The organism is Kitasatospora sp. NPDC058492, from assembly GCF_042720685.1.
GTDB lineage: Bacteria > Actinomycetota > Actinomycetes > Streptomycetales > Streptomycetaceae > Kitasatospora.
This window is the reverse complement of the sequence record NZ_JBHXMU010000042.1, coordinates 1-24,302: the sequence shown is the minus strand read 5'-3', so window position 1 is coordinate 24,302 and position 24,302 is coordinate 1. Positions and strand designations below refer to the sequence as shown.

General features: G+C 70.4%; 21 protein-coding genes. 7 read left to right on the top strand and 14 right to left on the bottom strand.

The window, feature by feature from the left end; genetic code table 11:
• Positions 1-77 precede the first annotated feature (77 nt).
• Complete coding sequence (locus tag ACFWPI_RS25520) at positions 78-2,375, bottom strand: ATP-binding cassette domain-containing protein (protein WP_380380621.1); 2,298 nt, start codon at positions 2,373-2,375, stop codon at positions 78-80.
• A 191-nt stretch (positions 2,376-2,566) separates the two neighbouring features.
• Positions 2,567-2,902 (bottom strand): DUF5132 domain-containing protein, encoded by a 336-nt coding sequence (locus ACFWPI_RS25515; protein ID WP_380380623.1) that lies wholly within the window; start codon positions 2,900-2,902, stop codon positions 2,567-2,569.
• Positions 2,903-3,437: 535 nt separating this feature from the next.
• On the opposite strand from ACFWPI_RS25515, the gene ACFWPI_RS25510 reads away from it, so the two are divergent.
• Positions 3,438-4,721 (top strand): amidohydrolase family protein, encoded by a 1,284-nt coding sequence (locus ACFWPI_RS25510; protein ID WP_380380625.1) that lies wholly within the window; start codon positions 3,438-3,440, stop codon positions 4,719-4,721.
• Between the two features lie 111 nt (positions 4,722-4,832).
• Here ACFWPI_RS25510 and ACFWPI_RS25505 read toward each other — a convergent pair whose 3' ends face one another.
• From ACFWPI_RS25505 to ACFWPI_RS25490, 4 genes are all read right to left on the bottom strand, one after another.
• Positions 4,833-5,207 (bottom strand): transglycosylase SLT domain-containing protein, encoded by a 375-nt coding sequence (locus tag ACFWPI_RS25505; protein WP_244293774.1) that lies wholly within the window; start codon positions 5,205-5,207, stop codon positions 4,833-4,835.
• A gap of 715 nt (positions 5,208-5,922) precedes the next feature.
• On the bottom strand, positions 5,923-6,414 hold the full coding sequence (locus ACFWPI_RS25500) for a signal peptide protein (protein ID WP_380379116.1): 492 nt from the start codon (positions 6,412-6,414) through the stop codon (positions 5,923-5,925).
• A gap of 321 nt (positions 6,415-6,735) precedes the next feature.
• On the bottom strand, positions 6,736-7,317 hold the full coding sequence (locus ACFWPI_RS25495; RefSeq protein ID WP_380379117.1) for a hypothetical protein: 582 nt from the start codon (positions 7,315-7,317) through the stop codon (positions 6,736-6,738).
• Between the two features lie 458 nt (positions 7,318-7,775).
• A complete protein-coding gene (locus tag ACFWPI_RS25490) occupies positions 7,776-9,371 on the bottom strand; it encodes a hypothetical protein (RefSeq protein ID WP_380379119.1) in 1,596 nt (531 codons plus the stop codon).
• A gap of 785 nt (positions 9,372-10,156) precedes the next feature.
• Between ACFWPI_RS25490 and ACFWPI_RS25485 the strand changes: the two genes are divergently transcribed.
• Complete coding sequence (locus tag ACFWPI_RS25485) at positions 10,157-10,648, top strand: CAP domain-containing protein (RefSeq protein ID WP_380379147.1); 492 nt, start codon at positions 10,157-10,159, stop codon at positions 10,646-10,648.
• Positions 10,649-10,699: 51 nt separating this feature from the next.
• Here ACFWPI_RS25485 and ACFWPI_RS25480 read toward each other — a convergent pair whose 3' ends face one another.
• The 7 genes from ACFWPI_RS25480 to ACFWPI_RS25450 form a co-directional block, all read right to left on the bottom strand.
• Positions 10,700-11,341 carry a D-glycero-alpha-D-manno-heptose-1,7-bisphosphate 7-phosphatase gene (locus ACFWPI_RS25480; RefSeq protein ID WP_380379121.1) on the bottom strand — a complete coding sequence of 214 codons (642 nt, stop codon included), beginning with the start codon at positions 11,339-11,341 and terminating at the stop codon, positions 10,700-10,702.
• Positions 11,338-13,299, bottom strand: a complete 1,962-nt coding sequence (gene rfaE2 / locus ACFWPI_RS25475) for a D-glycero-beta-D-manno-heptose 1-phosphate adenylyltransferase (RefSeq protein ID WP_380379123.1) — start codon at positions 13,297-13,299, stop codon at positions 11,338-11,340. Before rfaE2 ends, ACFWPI_RS25480 begins: the two co-directional genes overlap by 4 nt.
• A 54-nt stretch (positions 13,300-13,353) precedes the next feature.
• On the bottom strand, positions 13,354-14,142 hold the full coding sequence (locus ACFWPI_RS25470; protein WP_380379124.1) for an ABC transporter permease: 789 nt from the start codon (positions 14,140-14,142) through the stop codon (positions 13,354-13,356).
• A complete protein-coding gene (locus ACFWPI_RS25465; protein WP_380379125.1) occupies positions 14,135-14,929 on the bottom strand; it encodes an ABC transporter permease in 795 nt (264 codons plus the stop codon). Before ACFWPI_RS25465 ends, ACFWPI_RS25470 begins: the two co-directional genes overlap by 8 nt.
• Complete coding sequence (locus tag ACFWPI_RS25460) at positions 14,922-15,923, bottom strand: ABC transporter ATP-binding protein (RefSeq protein ID WP_380379126.1); 1,002 nt, start codon at positions 15,921-15,923, stop codon at positions 14,922-14,924. Before ACFWPI_RS25460 ends, ACFWPI_RS25465 begins: the two co-directional genes overlap by 8 nt.
• A 222-nt stretch (positions 15,924-16,145) precedes the next feature.
• Positions 16,146-17,501 carry a phenylacetate--CoA ligase family protein gene (locus ACFWPI_RS25455; RefSeq protein ID WP_380379128.1) on the bottom strand — a complete coding sequence of 452 codons (1,356 nt, stop codon included), beginning with the start codon at positions 17,499-17,501 and terminating at the stop codon, positions 16,146-16,148.
• Between the two features lie 438 nt (positions 17,502-17,939).
• On the bottom strand, positions 17,940-18,479 hold the full coding sequence (locus tag ACFWPI_RS25450) for a hypothetical protein (RefSeq protein WP_380379130.1): 540 nt from the start codon (positions 18,477-18,479) through the stop codon (positions 17,940-17,942).
• Positions 18,480-18,783: 304 nt separating this feature from the next.
• Here ACFWPI_RS25450 and ACFWPI_RS25445 point away from each other — a divergent pair, with 304 nt between their 5' ends.
• The 3 genes from ACFWPI_RS25445 to ACFWPI_RS25435 all read left to right on the top strand — a co-directional run bounded on the left by ACFWPI_RS25445 (position 18,784) and on the right by ACFWPI_RS25435 (position 21,881).
• Positions 18,784-20,553 (top strand): MOSC domain-containing protein, encoded by a 1,770-nt coding sequence (locus ACFWPI_RS25445; protein WP_380379132.1) that lies wholly within the window; start codon positions 18,784-18,786, stop codon positions 20,551-20,553.
• A 166-nt stretch (positions 20,554-20,719) separates the two neighbouring features.
• The gene (locus ACFWPI_RS25440; RefSeq protein ID WP_380379133.1) at positions 20,720-21,415 is read left to right on the top strand and encodes a type 1 glutamine amidotransferase domain-containing protein; all 696 of its coding nucleotides are present in this window, start codon (positions 20,720-20,722) and stop codon (positions 21,413-21,415) included.
• Positions 21,416-21,500: 85 nt separating this feature from the next.
• Positions 21,501-21,881 carry a nuclear transport factor 2 family protein gene (locus ACFWPI_RS25435; protein WP_380379135.1) on the top strand — a complete coding sequence of 127 codons (381 nt, stop codon included), beginning with the start codon at positions 21,501-21,503 and terminating at the stop codon, positions 21,879-21,881.
• 195 nt (positions 21,882-22,076) lie between these two features.
• On the opposite strand, the gene ACFWPI_RS25430 is transcribed toward ACFWPI_RS25435, so the two are convergent.
• Complete coding sequence (locus ACFWPI_RS25430) at positions 22,077-22,622, bottom strand: SMI1/KNR4 family protein (protein WP_380379137.1); 546 nt, start codon at positions 22,620-22,622, stop codon at positions 22,077-22,079.
• A 405-nt stretch (positions 22,623-23,027) separates the two neighbouring features.
• Between ACFWPI_RS25430 and ACFWPI_RS25425 the strand changes: the two genes are divergently transcribed.
• The gene (locus ACFWPI_RS25425; RefSeq protein WP_380379139.1) at positions 23,028-23,420 is read left to right on the top strand and encodes a ribosomal protein L7/L12; all 393 of its coding nucleotides are present in this window, start codon (positions 23,028-23,030) and stop codon (positions 23,418-23,420) included.
• Between the two features lie 370 nt (positions 23,421-23,790).
• The gene (locus tag ACFWPI_RS25420; RefSeq protein ID WP_380425046.1) at positions 23,791-24,198 is read left to right on the top strand and encodes a hypothetical protein; all 408 of its coding nucleotides are present in this window, start codon (positions 23,791-23,793) and stop codon (positions 24,196-24,198) included.
• Positions 24,199-24,302 lie beyond the last annotated feature (104 nt).

Genomic DNA, 24,302 nt, shown 5'->3' with positions numbered 1-24,302 from the left:
GCATGCGCGCGGGGCACGCCGGGCCACGCCGACCGCGGTGGCGTCACGCGGTCGGCGGGCAGGGCGGCCTGCTGCGGTCAGGCGGCGAGTTCGCCGGCCTGGAGCTGCCAGAGGGATGCGTAGAGTCCGTGCCGGGCGAGGAGTCCGTCGTGGGTGCCCTGTTCGGCCACCACGCCGCCCTTGTCCATGACGTAGATCCGGTCGGCGTGGCGGACGGTGGAGAGCCGGTGGGCGATGATGACCATCGTCCGGTCGGCCGCGAAGGCCCGGAGCGTGCGCTGGATGGCGGCCTCGGTCTCGTTGTCCACGGCGGAGGTGGCCTCGTCGAGGATGACGACCGGCGCGTCCTTGAGGATCGCCCGCGCCAGGGCGATCCGCTGCCGCTGGCCGCCCGAGAGGGCGGCGCCGCGTTCGCCGATCACCGTGTCGTAGCCGTCCGGCAGCGTCGCGATGAAGGTGTGCGCCTCGGCCATTGTGGCCGCCTCGACCACGGCCTCGTCCGGGGCACCGAAACTGCCGTAGCGGATGTTGTCGGCGATGGTTCCGTCGAAGAGGAACGGGTCCTGGGCGACGAACCCGATCGCGTGGCGCAGGTCGCGACGGCGCAGGTCGCGCACGTCCCGACCATCGAGCAGCACGCCGCCGGAGTCCGCGTCCTGGAAGCGCATCAGCAGCTTGGCGATGGTCGTCTTGCCGGAGCCGGTGGCGCCGACGAGGGCGGTGACCTGCCCGGCGGGGATGGTCAGCGACAGGTCCTCCAGGACCGGCGGCCGGCCGGGGTAGGCGAAGGTCACGTCGTCGAGGACGATCTCGCCCTTCACCGTCTCGACGTCGAGCGGACCCCCGGTGCCCTCGGTCTCGACGGGCAGGGCCCGCAGCCGCTGGACCCGGTCGTAGGCCGCGAGCGTGCGTTGGTACTGGTCGACGATGCCGCCGAGCCGGTTCATCCGCAGCATCACCATCTGGGGCAGCCCGATCAGCGGGCTGAACACCTCGAAGCGCAGCGTGCCGTTGAGCACGGAGCGGCCGCCGATCAGCAGGGTGCCGGCCATCGAACTCGTCGTGCAGACCCGGACGACCTCGGCGTGCCGGATCGTGCCCCGGTCGGTCTGCTGGTTGCTCTCCTGGGCTTCCTCGCTGAGCCGGTCGATGCGCTCGGCCTCGTAGTCCTCGGTGCAGAAGCTCTTGACGGTGGCGCCGGCTTCCAGGGTGTTCACCAGCTGGCTGTGCAGCCTGGCCCGGCGCTCGCCGGACAGGGCGTAGTCGGCCGCGGCCTTGTCCTGGTAGCGGAGCGACAGCCAGGCGATGACCGGGATCGGCAGGAACGCGATCCAGGCGATCTGCGGTGCCAGCAGCAGGAACGCCGGCACCAACAGGGCCAGGCTGGTGCCCAGTTGCAGCACGTCGTTCGCCGAGGAGGCGAAGAAGTTGCCCAGCTGCCGGACGTCGTCGGTGAGCACGCCGGCGATCCGGCTGGTCCGCTCGCCTTCCAGGTGTCCCAGTTCGAGGTGCTGCACGTGGGCGTAGGTGCGGCTCCGCCAGTCGTGCTCGATGTCCTGGCCGAGCCCGCGCCACTGGAGGTTCGAGGCGTACGAGAGACCTGCCACGGCAGCACAGGCGATGGTCACCAGCCCTGCCAAGCCCCAGAGTTGGGCGGTCGCGGTGGTCAGGCCGAAGCGGACCAGCGGCGCGGCCTCGCCCTTGATAAGAACCAGGGCGGTCCAGCCGAGGAAAGTGCCGAGCGCCATTTCCGAGACCTGGCAGGCGACCGAGAGTGCGGAGGCCCGGTAGAGGCGCCGACGGTGCGGCCCGACGATCTCCCGCAACGGGTGCAGACCCGTGCCGGCCCCGGACAGTTCCCTGGTCCGCTCGACCGCTCTGTGCCAAGCCCTTCGGACGACGGCGACCGTCGCGACCGTGACCCCGCCGAGCGCCACCAGCTGCCTGCTCAGCGCCGACCCGCGGATCAGCGCGATGCCGGCCGCTGCCCCAGCACCCACGGCGAGGACGGGTCGCAGCGCGGGACCGCGACCCGGAGACGAAGCCGGTTCGGCGGCGGGCCGGGTCGGCGCCGGACGTCCTGTCGCGACCGGCCGCGCCGCCACCTGGGCGACCGCCCGGCGCAGGATCCGGCCGACGTCCGTGGCACTCACCCGCGAATCGTGCCGGACGAGGACCCCACCGGTGACCGGGTTCGCCTGGGCCTCGGTGATCCCTGGGATGCGGCGCAGGGCCGCGGCGAGGACTTCGGCCGTCCGGGGCCGTCCGAGAACCAACCTGACGTCCCAGCGCTGGCGGCCCGGAATGACCGAGCGCGGGCTCGCGTCCAGATCCACGGAGCGGATTCCGGCTGCGGCACCCAGCAGAGATGGCATGTGTACGATCACCTGTTTGCGGAGGTCACGGGCGATCCGTCATCGGGCACGACGGAGCACTGCGACGGAGTGGGAATTATGAACGGGCGGCCGATGCGGCCGGAAGGCCCGCGGCCGACCACCGCGTGGACACAGCTCGCGAGCTCGGTCGCGGTGTGCGTCCAGGCGGCGGGTCAGGTCGTGCCGGTGCGTCAGTGCGCCTTTCCGGCACCGACGGTCGCACGGATCTTCGGGGTCCTCGCCTCGGCCTCGCCCGGGTCGATCACCTCGGTCTTCTCCTCGACCGGGGCCGCGTTCCCGGCGGCGCGATGGCCGTCACCGGAGGTGACCTGAGCCGCCACCATGTCGGCGGCCACCTCGGCCGCGAGGTCGTGGATGTTCTCGCCGGCCTCCTGAGCGGCCTTCTTCACCTCCATGACGAGGCCGACGGACGTCTTGACGACGCCGCGCACCAGTGGCTTGAGGAGGCGCTTGGCCAGCGGCGCGACGACAAGACCGATCAGGAACGGCGGAACTACGGGCGGCATGGTGTTCCAACCTCTCTACGCAGACAGATGACAGGGGGCCCGGGCGCTTGGGACTCCGGAGCGCGCACAGTAGGACGGACGGAAGTACCCCTCTCGCGGGGTGACCGGTTCCCGTCGCGGATTTCCCGCCGAACCGAAAGTCCTCGCCGCCGGGGCCCACCGCCCGATCCTCCGTCACCGTAGTCGAGCCAAGCTCACCAAAACCAAACATTCTCAACGGGATTCACTCGTGCGAGTGCAATCCGAACCACCAACCGCAACGAATCAAGGTATGTGTGCCAATCAACTTGGCAGATAATAGTATTTAGTGATCAATCGCGATCTCCGAGTTCCCGCGCGTCCGACGACTTGACCCCTGTCCGTCTCTTTCCCACCCGCTCGCACCCTCACCCGGAAGAACTCCCCCACAGCCCACCAGTCCGGGTGGCCGGACGCACCCGAGGTTGGGCCGGTCGGCTGACGACCCGGCACCGCCGGACCGACCGATCCGTCCGGCCCCCTGGTCCCGGCCCCGTGACCGGCCGAAGATGACGGCATGGGTATCGACGACTCGGGTGCCGGGCTGCTGGTGACGAACGTGCGTGTCTTCGACGGGATCGGAGCGGAGTCGGTGCCTGGGCACGTCCGGGTGGAACGGGACAGGATCGCGGAGGTGGTCCTCGGCACCCCGATCCCGCGCGGCATTCCCCAAGGCGCGACGGTGCTCGACGGCGGCGGCCGCACCCTCCTCCCCGGCCTCACCGACGCGCACGTCCACCTGTTCGCGATCGGCAGCACCATGACGGAGCTCCGGCTCACACCGACCGGCACCCTCCACTACCAGGCCCTGGCCGCGGCCCGCGACATGCTGATGCGCGGCTTCACCACCGTGCGGGACATGGCCGGAGACACCGAACCTCTCCGGCGCGTGCTGGACCGCGGGCTGTTCCCGGGCCCACGGATCTACCCGAGCCAGGCGGCCGTCTCCCAAACCGCCGGCCACGGCGACTTCGGGACGGTCCACGACGCCCCGACCGCCCTGGGCGGGCCACCGGCCCGGACCGAACAGATCGGGTTCACCCGGGTGGCCGACGGGCCGGAACGGGTGCTCGCCGCGGTGCGCGAGCAGCTGAAGAAGGGAGCCACCCAGATCAAGCTGATGGCCGGCGGCGGGGTCATCTCCGAGTTCGACCCGCTGGACGTCCTGCAGTTCACCACGGCCGAGTTGGAGGCCGCCGTCGCCGCGGCCTCCGACTGGGGCACCTACGTGACCGTGCACGTCTACACCTCCGAAGGTGTCCGCCGCGCGGTGCGAGCCGGAGTGCGCTGCATCGAGCACGGGCACCTCGTCGACGAGGACACCATCCGCTACCTCGCGGAGCAGAGCGTGTGGCTGAGCACCCAGCCGTTCGAGGTCGACGACCACCACTACGCCTCTCCGGACAGCGACCGCAAGAACCGCGAGGTCTGTGAAGGCGTCGCCCGCACCATCGCCTGGGCGGTGAAGCACGGCGTTCGGCTGGCCTTCGGCACCGACCTGGTGCTCGACCCCGGTAAGGCCCACCGGCAGAACGAGATGCTCGTCCGGCTCGGCAGCTACCTCAGCCCGGTCGAGGCCCTGCGGACGGCCACCTCCGGCAACGCCGAGCTGTTCCGCCTGTCCGGCCGCCGAGACCCCTATCGCGCCGCGCCACTCGGCGTCATCGCGCCGGGAGCATGGGCCGACCTCCTGGTCGTCGACGGCGACCCGACCACCGACCTGTCCGTCCTCGCCGACCCCGAACGCAACCTGCGACTGATCGTCAAGGACGGCGTCGTCCACAAGAACGAGCTCGGCTGACCCGAACACGAAGGGCCTGTTCCCGCGCAGATGCGCGGGAACAGGCCCTTCGTGGGTCACTCCGGTTGCCCCTGTCCGGCCCCCGGGGTGAGGGGAAGCCGAATGGTCGGCTTAGTACCAGTGGTTGGCCTGCCAGAAGTTCCAGGCGGCGTTCGGGCTGCCGTAGCGGGTGTTCATGTAGTCCAGCGACCACTTGATCTGGGTGGACGGGTTGGTCTTCCAGTCCGCGCCGGCCGAGGCCATCTTGGAGGCCGGCAGCGCCTGGCCCAGACCGTACGAGCCCGAGCTCGGGTTGGTCGCCGTGACGTTCCAGCCCGACTCGTGGGAGATGATCTGGCTGAACGAGGCCAGCTGGTCCGCCGGCACGATCTGCGCGGCGAGGGCCTGCGGGGAGGCGTCCGCGGCCGAGGCGACGGCGGGGACCACCGCGGCACCGAGGGCGGTCACACCGGCGGCACCGGCGAGAATCACGGCAGAGGTACGCATGCGGAGCTTGAAAGCGGGCATATAGACAAGACCTCAATCAGTTGGGCCGGTGTCACTCCCCGCCTCGACCGTGGCCGGACAGGGGCCGAACGGTCGCGGGATGTGACTCGGCGGTGAGCCGTTCACCGGCGGGACAGGAGCCGGTGTGGCTGGCGATGAATGCAAAGTTGCCAGACCGGATCGGCGCTCGCCAAGACCCCCTCGCTACGACCCGCCGTCGTAGCCAAGAGACCGGCACTGATTCGAGAGGCGGGCCGCCCGGAGCGCGCCGAACCCTCCCGGCCTGCGCAAACGCCCCCCAATAACATGCCAAATAGTTGCAAAATAGTGCAAAACGGACACCACTATCCGTCGTCGTACACCGCATTCGCATGTGAGCGCACTCACGGCCCCACCCCCGGAGCCGTCACCGACCGACCCACCGCCATCACCTTGAGTCAGTGCCAATCGGCTGCCATTGAGACCGCCACCACACCCGGCCGACGCGGGAACGGCACCACAGCGCGTCGCCGCGGCTGTCGGCCCCCTGGTCGGCACGGCGACAGGCGGGCAGGGCGCGAAGCCGTCACGGGACCCCGGCCGGCCACCGAGACGCCCGTCCCGCCGGCTTCCCCCGCTCCGAAGACGTCCCGGCGTCGTTCGTCACCGTGTACGAGTCACCGGGCATCTCGATGCGGCCCACGCGGCCCACGCGGCCGGCGAAGCCCCGAGGATTTCAGGCGTACAGCGCGATCCTGGGCTGGACCGTACCCGGGCCGGCGTTGACGACGGTGAGCCGGTACCGCTGGGTGAGGGTGTGATGGCTGTGGAGGACCAGCTTCGCCCGGGTGAGGTCGGTGTACAGCGTGCCGGTCTCGCTGGCCAGCCGCACGGTCTTCCAGTGGCCGCCGCTCAGGATCTCCAGCTTGATGTCCGTCGGCGCGAGGAAGGGCCCGTCGTCCGGTGACTCGACGAGGATCTGCGGGGCGACGGTCCGGTCCGCCGACGAGTCGTTGCGGTAGGTGACCGTGATCGGGTGCGCCGCGTGGTCGGACGGCAGCGGCCGGTCGGGCAGGCCGACGAACGAGACCGGTGCGACAGCGGTCACCACCTGCGGGGCGAAGGCCCCCGTGGCGAGCGCCGGCGACGGCAGCGTGAACGGCGCGGCCAACACGGCGGCGAGGGCGGTCGGGGCCAGAGCCCGGCGGAGGACCTTCCAGGTGGGCATGGTGTCTCCTTCGGTCGTCGACGGCGCTCCCGGGAAGTCCACCGGCGGCCGGGCGATCACCCACCCACCGAGCACATCCCCGGCTGGACGGACTGCCGCCGCCGGGCAGCCCGGACCGTACCCATCCACCCTGCACACCAATGGCCCAACGCGCATCCGCACCAAACCGGCGGCCCCGCCCAGGACCCTCCAGGAACGAGGCCCGGGAGACGAGGCTGCCGGCCCGGCAGAGATCGCGGGGGACCGATCCGCCGGCGGGGTGGCCTCGCGCGGAGCCGCGTCGCTGATCTTGTGACGTCTGCACGCTCCCCCGTCGGCGGGTCAGGGACTGTCCTGTCCGGTGATGCGCCGTGCGACCTCGATGTGGCTGAATCCGGGGATGGGCGACCCAACGGCCTTCTCGTAGCGAACAGCGTCAGCGATCCCGAGCTTCTCGCCAGTGGAGAGGGTTCTGTTCGCCGTCCACAGAAGCATCCGCAGGTTTTCGTTCTGGACGTCGAGGAGAGTGGCGGCAGGCTCCAGCGGCGCACCGATGCCAACCCGCCAGTCGGCTACCGCAGTCCAGAAGCCGGCCACGGTGTCCCAGCAGATCGCGCTTCGGGGTCCAAGCAGCAGGCGTATCTCGTCGGGAGACCGGAACGTGTCGAGTCCGTGGGAGACGAGGTTCTGGAGGTTCTCCAGGAGCGCGACAACGAACTCGTACTCGGCCTCGTCGTTCAGCAACTCCTCGACGACCAGCATCACCTCAGCGGTCGCGCCGCAGTCCCGCCGGGCTGCCCGAAATGCGACCTGCCGGCAGACGTCCAGGTCGTCGCTGTGATCTACCGATCCTGGCCTCACACCCGCCAGTTCGAGGAGCCGTCGTGATCGCCCGGCCTGCCGTCGGCGCCATGGGATTCGCATCGTGTCTCTTTCCGCTTGCGGCAATGGCGATCACGGTCACCCGTGGTCGGCCAGCATGGCACGGCGTTCCGGGAGGCCACTCAAGGGGGTCGATCGCCGTGGGAGCCGAGGACGACCCAGCATCACAAGATCTGCGACTGAGCAGGCGATGGCCACGCCCGGCCGGGCTCGGTGGCCGGGCTCAGGGTGTGGACGGCGCGGACCGGGATGGCGTCCCGAACGGATAGGGACGGGGACGCCGGGCAACTCTCCCAGCTGATGTGACCAGGCGGTGCGCGACGAAGCCGAAGCGTGGGACGTGAACGCCGCAGCGAGCACCTGGCCCTCGAGATCTGGCTCGCCGAGGACCGCCTCAACTGGCAACAAGAACTCCGCAGGACGGGCCCTCACCGGACAGCACGAAGCACCGGCCACCGTGCTGGCGGCCGGTGCTTCGTCCCGTCGGACCCCGGGCTGGTCTACCAGTGCTCGTGGTGGTCGCAGCGCATGTCGTACTCGTCGTGTTCGTCGTGCTTGTGGTGCTTGATCGTGGTGGGGTCGGTGGCGGTGTGGGTGATGGTGTCGCCGCCCCCGGTGACGGTCGCGGTGTTCGTGACCTCGTCGTCGGCCCGGCAGGAGACATCGACCTGCAGCGTGATGGGCGGGTAGCTGCTCCCGGCGGGAAGGGCGTCACTGCGGGTGCAGGTGAGCGTGCCCCGGTCACAGGTCCAGCCCGTGCCGCTGATGCTGTCGGCCTTGAGCCCCACGGGGAGGGTGTCGTGCACGGTGACCGTGGTGCCGTCGGTCGGGGCGGCCCCGGCGGCGTTGCCGACGGCGATGGTGTAGGTGCCGTCCCGCCCCTGGGTGAAGTGCCTGGCGTGGGTCTTGGTGATGGTCAGGGACGGGACCGTGTAGGAGATGATCACCTGGCCGCTGTGGTTCGCCGTCCCGATCGTCGAGAGCGCATAGCTCGTGCCGGTACCCGTGGGAGTGGCGAAGCTGCTGCCCCCACCACCCCCTCCCCCACCTGCTGCGGTGCCCCTGTTGTTGACAGCGCCGCTGCCGCCGCCCCCGCCGGCGAAGTACCCACCCCCACCGCCGCCACCACTAGCGATCTCAGAAGCGGCGCAGCCGCCGTCGAAGCTGCCCCCGGCGCCACCGGTACCGACCGTGGCACCCGAGAACCCGCTCCCCGGCCCACCGTTCATGACCGCACAGGACGGAACGGTGCCGGCGGCCCCGCCGGCACCCCCGGTGCTCGTGCTGGTGCTGCCACCGCCCCCGCCCTGCCCCGGCGAAGCCCCAGGGCCGGTGGCACTTCCCGAGGTGCCGCCGGTGGCGTCCGGCGTTGTCCCGCCGTTGCCCCCGTTCCCTCCCCCGGAGCCCGCTCCGGTGCCGCCGGCGGCACCGCCGCCCCCGGCGACCACCAGCAGGGAGCCGCCCGTGCTGACGCTGGAGGCCCCGCCTCCACCCGGGCCCTCGAAATGAAAACCGGTGAGCGGGAAACCCCCCCCTGGGGCGCCGCCGTTGAACCCGCCGGCACCCGGCGTCCCGGTGGCGTTGCAGCCTTTGCCACCGGTGCCGCCGACGTTGACGGTGAAGGTCGTCGATGTGGTGGTCTGCGGCAGGGTGGTCACCACCCGCGCCCCCGCCCCACCGGTCCCCGTGACGGAACAGGCGGTGCCGGTGTTGTCGGCGCCGCCGGCACCGTCCGCGGTGATCGTCACCACCGCCGCCGCCGGAACCGTCAAGGTCTGCGAAGCGCCGGTGAAGGTGAAGGTCTGCGACGGATCAGCCCGCTGCGTCCGCACCGGCACGGCCCCCACCGGCGCGGCGGTCGCCGGTGGAGCCGTGGCCGCCAGCAGTGCCATGCCGGACAGCAGCGCGCTCCCCACCGACACCACCCCCGCACCGCGCTCCCCACGCCGTCCGCCCGAGCCGACCGGATCGGATGCGACGACGGCACCGCCCGGGGTCGCCTCACCGGACAGGGCCCTGTTGAACACGGTCACGGGCCGCTGACGGCCGACCCGGTACCACGGCGGATCGCCCTGTCCACGAGTACGAGCGCTCATCCGCAGGTTCACCTCTCCTCACAACAAAGCGCCCCGCACCCCCGCGCGACAAGGCGCAAGCGACACAGGACACCTGATGAAAAATCATGACAAACCATAATTAGACGCCCATATCCAAGCACTTCGAGGTAGCGGGACAATGAGAAACGCCGTGTGTCGCAACGCCCGCGCGAGCCGGCGAGGGACCGGCATCCGAGCAGGTCACCGTCTGGTTCTGACGCACTCGGGATGATCCAGTCGGCCTCCGAAGCCCGCTTCGAGGCCGGCCTCGACTGGGCGCGGGCCTGGGCGAAGGGCCACGCGGGGCCAGCAGCGGCCACCGGGGCGGCGCATCCACCTACGGCCGCCGTACACCCAGCTGCAGCTGCTCCTCCAGCTCCCCCCGAACGCCCACCGGCGCCATGCGCAGGTGCTTCCTGCGCGGCATCCTGGGAGGGGTGGCACCGTCCGGCACCCCACCCCGCTACAACTCCGAGGGGGCCCGCAAGAACCAACAGGTCTTGCGTCAATTCCTGGAGGATCCCATGACCAATCTGGTCGACTGGCGCTACTGCTAAAAATGCCAGACCCTGTTCTTCGACATTCTTCCGGAGAAAGGCGCATGCCCTGCCGGCAACGGACACAAAGCCTTCGGCTTCGCATACAGCTTCCCATCCGACGCGACAGAAACCCCAACTCAGCAGACCAACTGGCGCCGGTGCGGCAATTGCTACGCCCTGTTCTTCGACGGTCTTCCGGAGAAAGGTCTATGCGCTGCGGGTGGCGGACACCAGGCGAGCGGCTTGGTGTTCGTCATCGATCATTGGCCAGATGAACCCCAGGTCTACATGGATTGGCAGGAGTTGGCAACCTTCGACCTCGTCAACAGCGCCCGTCAGCAGAACGGGTGCCCAGACGTATCGATAGACGCGGCGCTCGTCGGCGCGACACGCGCCCACAGCCAGGACCTCGCCGACCACCCCGGCCTGAAGGACCAGATATGGAACGGATGGCCCGGCCACATGGGATCGGACGGCAGTACACCACCAGACCGGATCATGAGAGCCGTCGGAATTTCCGGCAGCGAGAACGTCTACTTCGGATGGTCCTCAGGAAACGCTCCTCCGCCCACGCCCCAGGATGCGTTCAACTGGTGGATGAATGAACCAGCACACAGAGCCAACCTCCTCGACCGAAATCACACACGGGCCGGCCTGGGAACATCCTATGGGCCCGGCACATCTGCCGACGGGAGTCCGGCTACTTACTTCTATTTCACACAAGACTTCATCGGCTAAGGGCAGCGTCTTGGTGAATTGAGGCACAAGGCTCCGAGCAGCCCTCGGCCGTCAGACCAGTCGGCGGAGCACGTCGTAAGTGGTCGAGGACTGGAGGTCCGGGCGTGGGCAGTTGAGTGCTTGGCGGCCGACGAGGGCGGTATGGGTTCCGGCTCGCTGACCGGCGGCGACGTCGCTTGGTGAGTCTCCGACCATCCAGGATCGGGTGAGATCGAGTCCGAGGTCGTGGGCGGCTTGGTGGAGCATTCCCGGAGCCGGTTTCCGGCACTGACAGGCGCTTTGGTACGCGGGAAGGGTGCCTTCCGGGTGGTGAGGGCAGGCGTAGACGGCATCGAGATGAACGCCGTGGTGGGCGAGGAGCAGGGTCAACCGGTCGTGCATGGCGCTCATGGTCTCCGCAGTGAAGAACCCGCGGGCCACACCGCTCTGGTTGGTGACGACGACGAGGGCGTAGCCCGCTTGTTGAAGGGCCAGCAGTGGTGCCTCGATGCCTGGTTGGAGGACCAGCTCGGCGGGGTGGGAGGGGTAGTGGCGGGGTTCGGTCAGGGTGCCGTCGCGGTCGAGGAACACGGCCTTCCGGCGCCGTTCCGGATGCGGCCTGTGCCTCGGGTCATTCTGTCGCACGGCCGTCACTGTGTGCCGGCCGACGAATACGGCCGTGCCGGTGACCGGGATGCTGCCGCCGAGGATCATCTGACGCCCGCCCGCTGGGCGACGTGGTGAATCCGGCCGGTGGTGGAGTGGCCGTCGAGGAACGGCACGGTGACGACTTCTCCTCCCCAGCTTTCGACGAGGTCGGCTTCGGCGATCCGTTGGCCTGCGTAGTCGCCGCCTTTGACCCAGATGTCCGGGCGGAGCTCGGCCAGCACCCTTGCGGGGGTGTCCTCGTCGAAGACGATCACGCCGTCCACACAGTTCAGGGCTGTCAGCAGCATGGCGCGTTCGCGTTCGCCTACGACCGGCCGGCTCTCGCCTTTGAGGCGGCGAACGGAGGCGTCGCTGTTGATGCACACGACCAGAACGTCACCCAGGCGCCGGGCCTGGTCGAGCAGGGAGAGGTGGCCGGCGTGCAGCAGGTCGAAACAGCCGCCCGCCCCGACGACCTTGCCGCCCTGCGCGCGTACCCGGGCGGCGTGCTCCAGCGGGCCCGTGCACCAGGGGGCGGGCACGACGGCCAGGGAGGCGGGGCCGCCTGCTTCGATGTAGCTGGTGGCAGCTTCGACAGCTGCGGCCACGGCGTGGGAGGGCAGCCGTTCGGCGGCGAGCGTCATAGCTGCGGTGACCGCCAGTTGGTCGCCGGCTCCGCAGGTGTCGCCGGCTGCGTATCTGGCCGGGACTGCCAGGGGGTGGCCGTCGGGATTCGTGACCAGGACCGCGCCGTTGCGGCCGCGTGTGATCGCCAGCTGCTCCACGGGCCAGATGGCCAGCAGTCGGACGGCGCGGGCCGTGTCGCCCGCCAGGTCGCGAGGTCCGGTGTGTCCGCTGAAGGCGAATGCCTCCTCGGCGTTCGGGACGGCCAGGGCGGTGCCGGGAACCGGCGCTGTGCCTCTGGGGTGCGGGTCCCACACCAGTGAACGGCCGGCTGCGGCCGAGGTGAGGGCTTGGCGGAGTTCCGGGTGGGAGGTGATGCCGCGCCCGTAGTCGCACACCAGGACTGCCTCGGCGGTGTCCAGCCGGGCATGCGCCAGTTCTGGCAACGGTCCGAGTGGAAGTGGGCAGGTGTCCGTGTCGAGCCGGAGCACAGTGCGGTCGGCGGTGCGGATGCGGGTCTTGATCGGGGTGGTCCCGCCGGTTGCCAGATCAATGACCTCGATCCCGGCTTCGCCCAGCAGGGCGCGTACCTGCGCCCCGGATTCGTCGTGCCCGGTACCGCAGACGAGGGTGACGCGCCAGCCGGGGGTCCGGGCGGCGAGGACGGCTGCCAGCCCGGCGCCGCCCGGCCGGTTGACGGTCTGGGTGCCGGAGACGACGGGGACGGGGGCTTCCGGGGAGAGGCGGTCTGCGGTCCCGGTGATGTCGCGGTCCAGCAGGACGTCGCCGACCACCACCAGTCGACGCGGGCCGTCCGGTTGTGTGTCGGCGGAGGGAGCGGGTCCGGTGAGGTGGGTGTCGATGCCGGCGCACAGCAGGTGTACGGCGACCAGGTGGCATTCCTGGACGGTGGCGGCTTGGGCGGCGTCCACGGACACCGCCTCGTCGCTCACGTCGGAGAGGGGGTTCGGGCCGGGGCCGGTCAAGGCCCATACGGTGAGGCCTGCTTCCCGGCCGGCGCGGGCGGCGGCGAGCACGTTGGGACTGGTACCGGAGGTGGAGAGGAGGAGCAGGACGTCGCCAGGGCGCCCGTGTGCACGGACCTGCCGGGCGAAGACCTCCTCGGGCCCGTAGTCGTTGGCTATGGCGGTGACCGACGAGGAGTCGGCGTGCAGCGCGATCGCGGAGAGCGGGGCGCGCTCGGCGCGGAACCGGCCGACCAGTTCGGCCGTCAGGTGCTGGGCCTCGGCTGCTGACCCGCCGTTGCCCGCGACCAGCAGTCGCCTCCCGGCGGCCAGGGCAGGGGCGAGGATCCGACCCCAGCGGTCCAGGACATCGGTGTCGAGGTGGTGCAGCGCCTGGACGAGGGCGCGGATGTGTTCTTGGCCCGATGGAGCCATGAAGTGCCTCCGGAAGGGGAGTTGAGGGGGAGGACGCAGCCGGTGGGTGCGCGGTCACACCGACTCGGGTGCGGAGCCATGACGGACACGTCGGGCCTGATACCGGAGGAGGACGCCGGTCAGGAGAAGCCACGACGCTGCTACGGCCACCTCGTGTGCCACCGCCCCCCATACCTGACCCGTCGTACCGATCCGCACCGCGTTCAGGCCGGCGCCCAGGGGTAGCGCCTGGCCGATCAGGTGAAGGATTCCGTCCGGATCAACAGGAACGACCACGCCGCCGCAGAGCAGTATGAGGTAGCCGACGAAATTGACGGCCATTCCCTCGTCCAGGCCGAGGAGAACGAGCGCGCAGCAGAGCATTCCTGTGCAGAGACAGCCCATCGTGGTGAGGAGAACGAGGGGATACGCAGCCGCGACGTCGGCCGTCGCGCGCCAGCCGAGCATGGTGGGCCCAAGGACAACCAGGGCCACGAGTGACATGGCGAGCCCTTCGGCGACGTACACCCACGACCGCAGGAGCATGACGGCGAGCAGGGGGACGTTCCCGAGGCGCAGCCGGTACATGGTCCCTTGGGGGACTTCGGCGGTCACCACAGTGGACACGTGGCTGGTGACCGCTGCGACCGGAGCGAAGACGACGGCTCCGACGAACGCGTACGCACGTCCGGTGGCTCCCCCGGCGAGTTGCCCGAGGAGGGTGAAGAAGGCGACCTGGAAGACCGTCCGAATCGCCACGCTGGACGACGCCGCCAAGCCGGCTGAGGCGACCCGGTAGTCCTTCCCCGAGAGACGGCAGATCCGCAGGCCGACGGTGAGCGCACTTCGGACGGATTCAGGCAAGCTCAAGGGTCCCCTTGACTCGGCCGCGCCGCAGCACGGCATTGAACGCGTACACCCCACAGGCGAGGTAGAGCACGGTCAGGATCAGCACGCCCGCCAGGTGAACGGAGGCAGGCGCCCGGCCGTGGGCGGCATCGTGCACCAACGCGGCCAGATGGTGCAGGCTGACGGCCTGGGCCGGCCAGCGCAGCACCGGAGCGAGGAGATCCGGCGGGATGACGATGCCGCCGAGAACGAAGACCGGGTAGCCGAGGGCCTCGATGACGCGCAGCCCCGCTCGGGACAGAAGGACGACGCAGCTCAGGAGGAGCCCCATGGCTGCTGCGGAGGCGACGGCCGCGACAGTGACGAGTACGGCCGCCGACGGCCGGGGAAGCTGTGGGTGCAGCCCGAGGACGGGCACGGCGACAACCACCGCGGCCAGCGTGCGCACCAGTCCCGCCGCAGCAACCCCGAGCGTCTTGCCGAGAAGGACGGACAGCAGGGAAACAGGGCGAACCAGCAGTGCCGCGAGGGTTCCCTGGGCCGCCTCACGGCGCAGTAGCGTTCCCGCGCCCCACAGGGTGGACGACCACAGTCCGATCATCACGCAACCGAACACGACCTCGGTCGCCTGTCCGGGGTCGGTACTCGCGGTTCCCCGGGAGACTACGGCCAGGAGGACCACCGGCTGGATCACCGAGACGACCATCGCCGTTCTGACCCGGCCGGTCTCCCTGATCTGAAGGACGGCCGCGCGCCACACCGCCCACGCTTCCGTCCGCGCGGCACGCAGGGCGTCACCCACGATTCACGGCCAGTCGTCGTATCACGGCCTCGACACCGGGCGAGGCGACATCGATGTCCGTCACCGGATGCCGTCGTACGACCTCGGCCAGTCGGGCGAGCACGTCCGCGTCCCAGGCTCCGACCTGGAAGGCAAGTCTCCAGCCGTCCTCGTCCTGCTGGATCCGCACGGACGCGTTGGCCAGGAGTTCGGCAGCGTCACGCGGCGCGACGCCTGGGCCGGACAAGCTCACCTCCGCAGTGAAACCCGCCTGCCGCCGGAACTCGTTGACGGGCAGGTCGTGGGAGACCGAGCCGGATTCGAGCAGCACGACTCGGCCCGCCAGGCGGTCGATGTCGGTCGGGTAGTGGCTGGTGAGGAGCACCGCCGTGCCCGTGCCGGCGAGCCGCGCGACGGCCTCGCGGACCCGCTCCCCCTCCAGGAGGTCCAGGCCGATCGTCGGCTCGTCCAGCATGAGCAGGCACGGCTGGTTCAGCATTCCCACAGCCAGGTGGAGGCGCTGCCGCATGCCTTTGGAGAACGTCTCGACCCGGCTCTCGGCCCGTTCGGCGAGCCCGACCTCCTCCAGGGCCGCCAGCGAGCGGTCGCGCAGGTGCCGGTGCGGGCCGGACAGGCCGCCGAAGAACATGATGTTGTCCAGGGCCGAGAGCCGGGGGTACAGCCCCCGGTCTCCGCCGAAGACGACACCGATGTGACGGCGTGCCCGGCGTGCCTGCCCGGCCAGGTCGGCACCGCAGACCGCGGCCCCGCCCGCTGACGGGAGGAGCAGCGTCGAGAGGATCTTCAAGAGCGTGGTCTTGCCCGCACCGTTGTCTCCGAGCAGTCCGACGATCTCCCCGGCACGCACCGTGAAACTGACGCCACGCAGCGCCTCGACAGGCGGGGTTCCGGGAAATGCCCTGCGAAGGTTCTCCACTCGCAGGACTTCCCCGTCCGGCTGACACGGCCTCACGACAACCCCATTACACGTCACCTCGTGGTATCTCGGATTCATCACATGCGCCCGTCCACGATCCCCGGGCCGGCGTGGTACCGGCCCGGGGGTGGAATCCGGCTTCCCCGTGCGGGTCGCCGGGCGACCGGCTAGATCACGCCGTCGGCACGAAAGAACTGCTGGATCTGCGCGATGCGCTCCTCCTTGGTCATGTTGGTCACCTCCTCTCGGAATCGGACAACGGGCCTCCCCTGTCACTGCTGCCGCCTTCGTTGCCCAGGCTCAGAGCCTGCCCGGGCTGTCGGCGACGTCGGGGAGGAAGCTCACGAAGTCGACGTCCTTGCGCCGGCCGGCGCTGTGGAAGTCGCCGTCGTCGACTTCCCGCACCCGGCACCGGACGTCCGGGCCGAGGACGTCCGCGAGACTGCGGGTCAGCTCCGTCGCGTCCGCAGCGGTGAACGCAGGAGCGGGCGAGACCAGCACGGACACGGAGAAGTCGGCCTCCTGCACGACTTGGTAGCGGCGGACCGGGTGGCGGCGGACAGCCCGGACGGCCCAGAGCACGGGGACCGCCGTCCCGTCCGGCCGGCGAAGCTCCCCCGGGTTCCGCCCCTCCACCAAGTCCATCACCTTGTGCCGGAGGCCACACGCGCACGGCGCCCCTGCCAGCGAGCCGAAGTCCCCCGTCCGGTAGCGGATGAGGGGCATCGCCAGATTGGTCAGATCGGTGATCACGACCTCCCCGACGCTGCCCTCCGGCACCGGCACACCATCGTCGTCGACGACCTCCAACCACAGCCGCTCCGAATCGATGTGGTAGGAGCCCAGCGCACACTGCACCGCGATGGTGCCGACTTCCTTCATCGCGTACATGTCGGTCACCGTCAGCCCGAAGAAGTCCGCGAGTGCCTCCCGAACGGCGGGGACGAGAAGCTCCCCGCACGACACGACGGACCGCACCGACGGCAGGCGGCCGCCGTGCTGCCCCAACAGCCCCATGAAGTCCATGAGGTTACGCGGAGACCCCGTCAGCACGTCGGGGCGGAAGCCCCTCGCCCGGTCGGCGAACCCGGCACGGTCGGGTGCCGTGCGTCCGGCCGTGCCGAACTGCGCAACGCGCGCGAACCCCATCCCGGGAGAGGTGTACTCGAACCAGTGGTCGAGTCGCGCGAGACACGGCATCAGCACCTTTCGGTCGAACACCAACCCCGCTCGCTCGTTCCGGACGAGCGCGGTGGCCCACTCGTGGACGAACGCGTCGTCATGGCGGATCATCCGCAACGGCACACCACTGGTCCCCGACGTTTCCAGGACCCTGCACACCGCCGGGTCGATGTCGTCGTCGCAGTGGTCGATCATGCCCTCGGCAAGCTGACGCTTGCCCACCAACGGGAAGGCGGACAGTACCCGCCACGGATCCGCCCCGCCGTCGACCGTGATCCCGGTCCGCCGGTACGCCGGGACCGCATCGACGGCGTGCCGGAGCACCGCTGTCAGCCGCTCGCGCTGCATCTCCCTGATCCGTCCGGGCCGCTGCGCGAGTTCGGAGTACAGCGTGCGCTCCCCGTAGATCCGCGGAAAGAGCAGTCCCTCATGAACCATCTGCGAGTGCCAGTGCCGCTCGTTCCCTGTTCCCACCAACGGATCGAATTGCCGCCGCACAGTCCCACTCCACCATTTCATGTCCACCGGAAGAGTCCGAAGAGTCGTCTCCCGCTACTCCTCGGGGACATTCAGCGATCGCTGCCCGGGACCCCCTACGCCCAACCAGCGTGGCGTCACCCCATGCCCCGGCTGCCCCACCGGTCTCACCGCCTCCGGGCGCTTTCCGGCCGGGCGTCGCCAGAGGCTGGCGCGCAGCGTCATGTCGAGTCATCTCATTCGGGCTTCCAGGCTGATCGCACGAGGTTCTTCGAGCGGCTTGTGCCGCCACCCTGGACTACGGCCGAAGGGCCGGTTCCGGCTCACCTGAACCGCTCCTGGCGGGACGGAGCCGGTTCAACGGGTGGCACCAGCTACACAGAGCGGCCGGCTCCGCAGTGTGGCGGAGTGCGCCAGCACCAGCCGGATCGCGAACTACAGCCGTCGTGAGAACACGGGAACCCTGCTCAGCAGCCAGAAAGCGCTGCTCGTACCGAGGCCGTAGGCGAGGTGGGCGGTCAGATCATCACCCAGCGTCTTGGCGTCGTATCTCCAGATGGGTTTGTAGAGTCCCGCGATCGGAAGCACCACGTATCCGCTGAGCCACACGAGCGCACCGTACGGGAGCCCGTAGAGGACGCGGGGTTTGCGCAGCGAGGCGCTGGCGATGCCGTAGAAGGCCGCGTTGCCCACTCCGTAGGACCAGTGCATGAACGTGCTGACGGGGAACGCCGCGCTGTCCGGCAGCTCGCGCCGGGTGAAGGCCTCGACCAGGCGCTTCCCGACCTGCCCGGGGTCCGGCGCCTCCTGCCAGGTTCGGACCGGGGCGAACTCCCAGTGCAGGGCGTCGCGTTCGCCGCCTGCCCGGCGCTGGCGCAGGAACCGCGCGGCGTCCATGCAGACGGTGCCGACCACTCCCGCCGCCAGGCCCGCACCGACAGCGCCGAGCGGGGTCAGCTGCTTGCGAGTGCGCATAGGTCGATCGCTCCCGATCCCAGTTCTTTCAGAAGCCGGCGCTCTGGCCGCCGTCGACGTGCAGGATCTCGCCGGTGACGAACGAGGCCTGTTCGAGATGCATGATCGTCGAGATTCATGATCGCCTCGACGACGGCGGCGTACCCGCGTCTGCGGTGCTCGTCCGGTGACGGCGCCCACCGGTTTTCACTTTACTCGTCGCCGCGCCCCGGCGCCGCGTAGAGCTCTTCGGGTGCGGTCGGCGGCCGACCGTACGACGCTGGAGGCAGGCACCGGCCTGTCGAGCGCGGGAGGAGCACAGGTCATGGCCGTTCTGATCGCCGTGAACGTCGGCATGCCCAAGGACGTCCCCTGGCAGGGCAGGACCACCCGCACCGGCATCTGGAAGTACCCCGTCGCCGGTCCCGTGATGGCGCGCCGGCTCAACCTGGACGGCGACGGGCAGGGTGACCTCGCCGGGCACGGCGGCGAGCAACGAGCAGTTCTGGTCTACCAGTTGAGCTCCTACTGCCACTGGCAGGAGCACCTGGAGCGGGACGACTTCACGTACGGCCAGTTCGGCGAGAACCTCACCGTGGACGGACTCGCCGACGACGAGGTGTGCATCGGTGACCGCTACGGGATCGGCGGTGCGGTCTTCGAGGTCACCCAACCCCGCGTGACGTGCTACCGCGTGGGGCTGCGGCTCGGCGAGCCGCAGATGGCCGCCCTGCTGGTGTCCCATCGCCGCCCGGGCTTCTACATGCGGGTGCTGACCGAAGGGCCGGTGCGGGCCGGCGACGAGATCGTGAAGATCGCCTCGGGCCCCGAGGAGATGACCGTCGCGGAGATCGACGCGCTGCTCTACCTGCCCGGCCACGCCCGGCCGCAGCTCGAACGGGCCCTGCGCATCACCGCGTTGAGCCCCGGCTGGAAGACGTCGCTGCGAGCCCTGCTCGACGACGCGGACCGCGGCCCCGGCGCCGCGGGTGGAAACCGCGGGCTGACCACCAGCAGCCCGCCGCCGGCCTGGCCCGGGTTCCGTCGGCTCGAAGCCGCCCGCATCGAACCGGAGAGCGCGGACATCTTCTCGCTCACTCTGGCGGCGGTCGACGGTGAGCCGCTCCCCGCCGCCCTGCCGGGGCAGTTCCTCACGGTCCGCCTGCGGCCGGACCCACAGGCCTCCCCGGTCATCCGCAACTACTCGCTCTCCGGCCGACCGGGCGCCGAGACGTACCGCATCAGTGTCAAGCAGGAGCCGAACGGCGTCGCCAGCACCTACCTGCGCCAGCACGTGAAGGTGGGTGACGTCCTCGATGTCGCCGCTCCGCGCGGCACGTTCCTGCTCGCGGACGCGGACACTCCGGTCCTGCTGCTGTCCGCCGGTGTCGGCGCCACCCCGGTCCTGGCCATGCTGCACGCCCTCGCCGCGGAGCGCTCGCAGCGCGCGGTGTGGTGGCTGCACGCGGCCCGGGACGGCGAGAACCACCCGTTCGCCGGCGAAGTACGTGCACTGCTCTCCCAGCTGCCCGCAGGCCGGTCGTTCATCTCCTACAGCCGCCCGTCCGGCGTCGACCGCCCGGGTGTCGACTACACCGTCAGCGGGCGGTTCAGTCCCGAACGGATCCGCGGCCTGGAGCCGCCTCCGGACGCCGACGCCTACATCTGCGGGCCGAACGCGTTCATGCGGGACATGACCGGAGCCCTCCAGGCCTGCGGCCTGCCGCCCTCCCGGATCCACACCGAGGTCTTCGGGGCCACGTCCGCCGTCACCCCCGGCGTGGTGACCGGACCCGCCCGGACACCGCACCAGCAGGCCGCGCCTCCCGGCGGCCGCCCGGGGCCGTCCGTAGCCTTCGCGCGCAGCGGGCTGGTCGTCCCCTGGCACCCTGACTACGGGACGCTGCTCGAACTCGCCGAGGCGTGCGACGTGCCCGTCCGCTGGTCCTGCCGCACCGGAATCTGCCACACCTGCGAGACCGCGCTCCTCTCCGGCCACGTCGACTACGCCCCGCAGCCCCTGGAGCCCCCCGCCGCGGGAAGCGCGCTCATCTGCTGCTCGACACCCCCGGCCGACGTGGTCCTCGACATGTGACCGGATGCGTCCGTGGCCGGGGGCGCCACCGTCGGCGGCGCGATACGTGTGCCAGAGCGCCGACGGAGCACCGGGTTGCGCGCGGTCGGCGCAGCTGCCTAGCGTGGTTGCGTGGGGCATCCCGCCGAACCCACTCCTGGCATGTGTCCGAGAGGGGATCTCTGCCATGGCAAAGGTGCTTTTCATCGTCAGCGGAGCCACCTACTGGGTGTTGAAGGACGGCACGCGGCACGCGACCGGCTACTGGGCCGAAGAGTTCGCGAACCCGTACAAGATCCTCACGGACGCCGGTCACGAAGTCGTCGTCGCGACGCCCAACGGTGTGACGCCGACCGTCGACATGATGAGCCTGCGCCCCGAGATGGTCGGCGGAAACGACAACGCCCTGGAACTGGAGGCCATCATCCGTTCCGCGGAGGTGCTGCGTCGACCGCTGCAGCTGTCGGACGTGCGCCTGGAGGACTACGACGCGGTCTACCTGCCGGGCGGTCACGGCCCGATGGCGGACCTGGCGTGGGACGCCGACGTGGGGCGGCTGCTGACCCGGCAACTGGCCTCGGGCAAGCCGCTGTTCATCGTCTGCCACGGCCCCGCCGCGATGCTGGCCACCAGGATCCACGGCGAGTCGCCGTTCAAGGGCTACCACATCACCTGCTTCACCGACGAGGAGGAGGACGGCGTCGGACTCGCCTCCAGGGCGCCGTGGCTGCTGGAGACCGACGTGAAGGCGAAGGTCGGGGTCGACTTCAGCCGCGGTCCGGTCTGGGAGCCCTACATGGTCGAGGACCGCAACCTGGTGACCGGACAGAACCCGGCCTCGGCCGCGGTCCTCGGGAACCGGATGCTGGAGATCCTCAAGTGACCAGCCCGGGAGCGATCCCGCCCAGACACGCGCCCGCGTCACAGGACGTCGGGCACGTGGTGTTCCGAGCGAAAGGGCCATAACGGTGGAAGCGACGGTTGCCCGGGCCCTGCTGGACCGGCACTGGGCCGCATCGAACAGCGGCGACGCGGACGCGGAACACGACATCTACGCCGACGACGTCATCGTCGAGTACCCGCAGTCCGGCGAGGTCATCCGCGGCAGGAGCAACATCCAGGCACTGCGCACCCGACATCCCGCGGTCCGGACCTTCACCGTGCGCAGGATCCTCGGAACCGGCGACCTCTGGGTCACCGAATTCGTGCTCACCTATGACGGCAAACCCACGCAGACGGTGAGCATCATGGAGTTCTCGGCAGGGCGGGTGGTGCGGGAGACGCAGTACTTCGCCGACCCGTTCGACCCGCCGGCCTGGCGGTCGCAGTGGGTCGAACCCGGGGAGTGATCCGCCACTGGTCTGCGGCCGCGACCTCGAACACACCCGAACTCGCCGAGCGCGCCGGAGGCAGTAGCGGGCGACGTGGGCAGACCCCCTCGGCGACGACCACAGTCAGCGCCTCGTTGGGGCAGACGGTGGCCAGTTGCTCCGTTGCCTCCCGCTCCGCGATGTCCTCGTCCGCCTCGGTAAACACCGTGCGAGTCACAGCGGCTGCCGCCAGTTGCGGTAGGCGTGCGGGGGCTCGGCGAAGCCTCTGTCGCTGAACGGGTTCGGCAGCGTGCCGCCGAGGATGCCGAGAAGGAAGTCGCCGAAGCCCGCCTCGAATCGGACCCAGCGTTCCTCCCCGTAGAGGGGCTGGCGCTTGAAGACGGCGACGTCCCAGCTGTCCGGGTCCTGGCTGCCGCAGAGCCAGGAGACCACGTCACCATTGGCGCTCCTCGCGAAGGGGAGAAGCCTCCCCTCCTCCAGGTTCTCCGGGGCGGTGCCGGTAGGGGCCGCCGGCTCCTCCGCCGGGTCGAAGTCCAGTCCGTCGACGAGGTCGCCGTACGGGGAGCGGGCCACCGGCGGCGTGCTGACGCCGAGGTACTCGTCCAGCTCGCCGCCGCCGTAGAGCATGACGAAGTCACGGTAGTCGGCGGGAAGGCGAAGGCCCGCGGTCCGTGCCAGCTCGTCCCAGTCGATGGTGTCGCCCGGGGTACTCGGCTGCCCAAGCAGGGCCGAGAGACGGGTGATGGCCGGGTGGACCATGGCGGTGTCTCCTCCGTGGGGTGGGGTTCGATCAGTCACCGTACTGCCCGGCGTCCTGACCGGTGCCGCTGTGGATCGACCTGCCGAGATTCTTCCAGCCGCTCCCTGCTGTGTAGACCCGCAGCCACAACCGGTGAACACCCGGCATCGGCTGCCCCCCAGGATCGGTGGGAACCCGGTCCCGGCGGCGACCGCCCGAACAAAGTCCGGCGAGGATGCGGAGCACCTTCGGGCTTCGCTCGGAGCCGGTGGCGTTCGGGTGCTGCCCATGTACAGCACGGCGTACCGGGGTGCGACCGGGTGTCAGGGTCTGACGGCGCGGCCGGTGTGGAAAACCTGTGGCCGGGCGCGGGCACGGGCGGTTGACTGGCACCGGACACGACACTGACCGACCAAGGGGGGTTCGTGGAGGATCCGCAGTTCACGATCGTGGTGAGCGGTGGCTCGCCTGGCGGGGCGACGGCCCTGAAGGCGGTACGCGCGGTCACCGGCCTGAGTCTGTGGCACAGCAAGCGGCTCCTGGACAGCGCACCTGCCACCGTACGGGAAGACGTTCCGTTCGAGATCGCCGCCCCCGCAGCCCGCCAGCTGCGCCGGGCCGGCGTGCCCGCCTCCGTCCGGTGCGACTGGTGCCGGCGCACCCTGCCCGACGACGGCACCCCCGTCGACCCCGGGCCCTGCACCTCCTGGGCCTGGCCCACCGCCCACTGCCAGGCCAACTCCCTCACCACCTGCGGCTGCGGCTACTGCACTGCCTACGGCCCCCTGCCCGGACACACCGCCCACCACGGCACCTGAGCCCCCTGTCACCTGTACACGGGGCGGCGGTGGCCTGCGGTCCTCGCGGCGCAGCGGGGCAAGACGAGGTGGGGCGGGAGCCAGGCCGGATTGCGAGGCCGCCGGGCTATCTGGCGGCCGCCGCGCGGGCAGAGGACGGGTCCAGCGGCGCCGCCGAGGTCAGGTGGAGTGACTCCGTGACCTGAGTCAACTTCCTTGCCAGTTGGTATTGATGATGTATGGTCAGGTCAGTTTTGCAGGTCACGGCGGTGACGCTGCCGGTGGTGCCGGTCCCGGTGTATCACCCCGGGAAGGACTCCGGGATCGACCGCCGCCTGACCGGTCCGTCGTCGACGGTGTGACACCGGTGATCGGCATTGGGAGGGGCATCATGAACGGCAGGATCGTGACTCTGCTCGGCGTACCCGTACTGCTCGCGGGGGCGGTGCTCGCAGCGGCCCCGGCGCACGCCGGCACCGGGGTGCGGATCGACGGCGCGACCGTTTCCGGTGGCGCCTCGGCGACGGTGAACGTCACCATCGCGTACTCCTGCGACGCCGGCGGCTTCGTCGCGTCCGCGACCGTGACCACCGAGGACCGTACGTCCGGCGCCCTTGGCTACGCCCGTTTCACCCCGAACTGCACGGGCGCGAACGTCGAAGTGACCGTCCCGGTCACGACTTTGAACCAGAGCCGCTACGTCGCGGGTGACACGGCCGCCGTCCGGGCCTCATTGCTCGACGCGACCGACACCGAGGTGGTCGGGACCATCACCCGGCTCACCGTCGGTACCGCGTAGCCGGGCCGGCTGCGGGCGGGGGGGGGCGCGGCCGGGGGGGGGCGCGGGGGGGCCCCCCCCCCCGGGGGGGGGGGGGGCGGAGGGGGGGGGGGGGGGGGGGTGGC

Coding starts and splice junctions, on each gene's coding strand:
- ACFWPI_RS25520 (WP_380380621.1), bottom strand. CDS start 2,375: ATGCCATCTCTGCTGGGTGCCGCAGCCGGAATCCGCTCCGTGGATCTG.
- ACFWPI_RS25515 (WP_380380623.1), bottom strand. CDS start 2,902: ATGCCGCCCGTAGTTCCGCCGTTCCTGATCGGTCTTGTCGTCGCGCCG.
- ACFWPI_RS25510 (WP_380380625.1), top strand. CDS start 3,438: ATGGGTATCGACGACTCGGGTGCCGGGCTGCTGGTGACGAACGTGCGT.
- ACFWPI_RS25505 (WP_244293774.1), bottom strand. CDS start 5,207: ATGCGTACCTCTGCCGTGATTCTCGCCGGTGCCGCCGGTGTGACCGCC.
- ACFWPI_RS25500 (WP_380379116.1), bottom strand. CDS start 6,414: ATGCCCACCTGGAAGGTCCTCCGCCGGGCTCTGGCCCCGACCGCCCTC.
- ACFWPI_RS25495 (WP_380379117.1), bottom strand. CDS start 7,317: ATGCGAATCCCATGGCGCCGACGGCAGGCCGGGCGATCACGACGGCTC.
- ACFWPI_RS25490 (WP_380379119.1), bottom strand. CDS start 9,371: ATGAGCGCTCGTACTCGTGGACAGGGCGATCCGCCGTGGTACCGGGTC.
- ACFWPI_RS25480 (WP_380379121.1), bottom strand. CDS start 11,341: ATGATCCTCGGCGGCAGCATCCCGGTCACCGGCACGGCCGTATTCGTC.
- rfaE2 (WP_380379123.1), bottom strand. CDS start 13,299: ATGGCTCCATCGGGCCAAGAACACATCCGCGCCCTCGTCCAGGCGCTG.
- ACFWPI_RS25460 (WP_380379126.1), bottom strand. CDS start 15,923: ATGAATCCGAGATACCACGAGGTGACGTGTAATGGGGTTGTCGTGAGG.
- ACFWPI_RS25450 (WP_380379130.1), bottom strand. CDS start 18,479: ATGCGCACTCGCAAGCAGCTGACCCCGCTCGGCGCTGTCGGTGCGGGC.
- ACFWPI_RS25445 (WP_380379132.1), top strand. CDS start 18,784: ATGGCCGTTCTGATCGCCGTGAACGTCGGCATGCCCAAGGACGTCCCC.
- ACFWPI_RS25440 (WP_380379133.1), top strand. CDS start 20,720: ATGGCAAAGGTGCTTTTCATCGTCAGCGGAGCCACCTACTGGGTGTTG.
- ACFWPI_RS25430 (WP_380379137.1), bottom strand. CDS start 22,622: ATGGTCCACCCGGCCATCACCCGTCTCTCGGCCCTGCTTGGGCAGCCG.
- ACFWPI_RS25420 (WP_380425046.1), top strand. CDS start 23,791: ATGAACGGCAGGATCGTGACTCTGCTCGGCGTACCCGTACTGCTCGCG.